General features: G+C 33.3%; 2 protein-coding genes. One reads left to right on the top strand and one right to left on the bottom strand.

Features of this window, described 5'->3' with window-relative positions; genetic code table 11:
- The first annotated feature begins 9 nt into the window (after positions 1-9).
- The gene (locus ENL20_08430; GenBank protein ID HHE38582.1) at positions 10-1662 is read left to right on the top strand and encodes a DUF1565 domain-containing protein; all 1653 of its coding nucleotides are present in this window, start codon (positions 10-12) and stop codon (positions 1660-1662) included.
- 258 nt (positions 1663-1920) lie between these two features.
- Here ENL20_08430 and ENL20_08425 read toward each other — a convergent pair whose 3' ends face one another.
- Positions 1921-2877: a diguanylate cyclase gene (locus ENL20_08425; protein HHE38581.1), complete on the bottom strand. Its 957-nt coding sequence runs from the start codon at positions 2875-2877 to the stop codon at positions 1921-1923.
- Between the last annotated feature and the right edge of the window lie 49 nt (positions 2878-2926).

Here is a 2926-nt window from a genome sequence, read left to right as displayed (position 1 = left end):
GCAGGACGAGTGAATGATATATGGGTTAGATCAAGTGTTGATATAATCCTTAATATTTTTACTTTAGATAATCCGAATTTTGAATTTATTGATAATCACGAAGATGCAGAATACACTTTTTCCTGTCAGCAATCAGCGATCGAACAAATACCGACAGATCTTTATGTAAGTACAGAAGGTAGTGATGAAAACAGTGGTTTAACACCGGAAGAACCATTGAAAACAATTTCTTATGCAAATATTTTGATTAAAGCAGATAGTCTTGATCCCCGTAATATCTATGTTGCCGATGGTTTATACTCAACCTTGCAGACAGGAGAACATCTACCTATAAACCTTAAAAGTTATGTTTCTTTTATAGGAGAAAGTGAAGAAAATACGATCATAGATGGTGATGAATATTATCCGATCATGTCAGGTTGGGATGGAGAAAGAGAAGTAGGAATCAAAAATTTTACTTTTCAGAATTGTAAATTGGCTTCTCATCATTGGGCTCCTTTAACAATGATGTTTACAATTATCGATGATATTTGGAAAAGATTTTCAGTTACTTTAGAAAATCTTACCATAAAAAACACAACACCCCGCACATCTGATGATGGTCCCAGAGCTTTGGAATTAGTGGATGGTGATAACATCGAAATGAAAAATATATCCATAACTGATAATACATGTGGAGCGGCAGTTCATCTTTGGACGATGAATTTAAATGCTGAGAATTTTATAGTAAATAATACTCAATATTCAAGTGGTAGCGAAAGTAGTCACGGAAATGGATTAATTTTACTTCGCCATAACTCATTATTTGCCGATGATAATCCTGATATTATAAAAAATTTACTTTTATGTGATAATATAAGTATTAGTGATTTTGGGTTTCCTGCGCTGACTTTTAGTGTAGCTGGTGGTTGTGAAGCTTATGTTATTAATGGAACGATAACTGAAAATTACCAACAGGGAATGGCTGGTGGTATTATTCGGGTCGATAGTGGCAGCGATCTTTCTCTAATTAATTCCATTGTTCATAACAATGTCGGTGGTCATCCTGTTTATTTAAATGGTGATGATGTGGAATTCACAGTCGATCATTGCTTATTTACAAACGGTTATGAAGATTTGTTTATAGTTGGAGATCCTGTGATAAATTGGGAAGAAGGAAATATCGAGGGTGATCCTCTCTTTAATATCGATGGAGATTACCCTTTCGCTCTCATGGAACTATCTCCCTGCATCGACGCTGGAACTCTCAATCTCCCGGAAGGAATCGAACTCCCCGAATTTGATCTTGCCGGAAATCCGAGAATTGTTGGAGTGACAATCGATATGGGTGCTTACGAATATCAGGATTCAGTTTCTGTTTCAGAAGAACCACAAGTTCTAAAATATGATTTCCTGATCTCTAACTTCCCTAATCCTTTCAAATCATCAACAAAAATAAAATTGGAACTGAAAGAGGAAGCTCATGTTCAGGTCGAGGTCTATAATATAAAAGGTCAAAAAGTCAGGACTCTAATGGATGTGCAGACAGTTCCCGGGAAATTCGAACTTATCTGGTGCGGGAAAGATGAGAGCGATAAGAAGGTAGCTTCCGGAACTTATTTTTATAAATTGATTATCGATGGGGAAGATAAGGCATATCGGAATATGGTATTATTACATTAAACTCTAAATTTTCATTAAAAACGAGTTTTGAAAGAAGTTCACTCTTCGAACTTGATAAATTTCTAAATCTAAATTTCAGATTAGCTGGTTCACTACAACTTTTCGGTAAGTTTCTTCTTGCTTTTCTTATGTTCCTTCTCTTTGGATTATCTTTCATATTCCCATCAAAAAGAGAAGGACAGCAGGATGAGTTTATGAGTAAGACAAACTTATTACACCTGATATCTTAAAATTTTTTAAAATACTATTCTTCTAAACCTATTCATATTTGTAAACTGTTATCTTTTCTGTTTTCCTGGTTGATTCAAATGCGGCTTCTTCTGCAAACCTCAATAATTCCTCAATATTTTTTATCGATTCATTATTCGAAGCAATTCCCCAGGCAACTTTTAATTTACCGTGTAAATTTATATCTTGTAATTCAGTATTCAATCTTTCAACAGCATTGATCGTGCTATCGAGAGAAGTTTCCGGCATTAGAATTGCTATTCGATCGCGATAGATCCTGCCGATAATATCAGTATCCCTTAGCTTTCTTTTTAACATTTCAGTAATCTGTTTTAATTGTTCGTTGGTCTTGTCGATTCCGTCGATGCGAATACTTTCATGAAAATTAGCGATTTTCAAAACGATCATTGTCAGATCTCTTTTATACCTTTTAACATGAGATAATAAATAGTCAGCTTTTCCCAGAAATGTTTTATATGAATATATTTGAAGGATTTCATCCATCTCCGTTAATAATTCAATTTCGTGTTGTTGTCTGAATATTTTAATAACAAGAGTGATGATTGAAGCAAACATCCGAATTTTGGAGATATCTGGATCAGTAAAAGTTGAATCCATTTTATCTATGAACAAAAAACCCAAAAGGTTTTCTTTATAATATAACGGTAGGATCAGAAGATGAGTAAAATCTTTTTCAAATTTGAATTGCTTTGGAGATTTGTATTGGATCATTTCAAATTTTGATAATTCTTGAATGAATTTATCATGAGAAGAAAATGTCGTTTTTTTACCATAAGTATAACTGATATTTCTGCTGATCTTCAGTCTGAAAATATCAGATTTTGGTGCTTTCAGAAAAACTCCTAAACTTTGAAACGAAAATTCTGATTCGATATCTCGGATGATCTTACTTAAATTCTCTTCTAAGGGCTGTTTATGTTTTAGTTCATGAAGAAGTTTATCAAATTTTATTAATTTGAAATCCATATTTTCTCCTATTTTTATTCGTAAAACAATTTGCCAAATTGTATCGATT

This window comes from Candidatus Cloacimonadota bacterium (assembly GCA_011372345.1).
Lineage (GTDB): Bacteria > Cloacimonadota > Cloacimonadia > Cloacimonadales > TCS61 > DRTC01.
The sequence above is the reverse complement of the archived record's forward strand: the minus strand, read 5'-3'. Positions and strand labels throughout refer to the sequence as shown.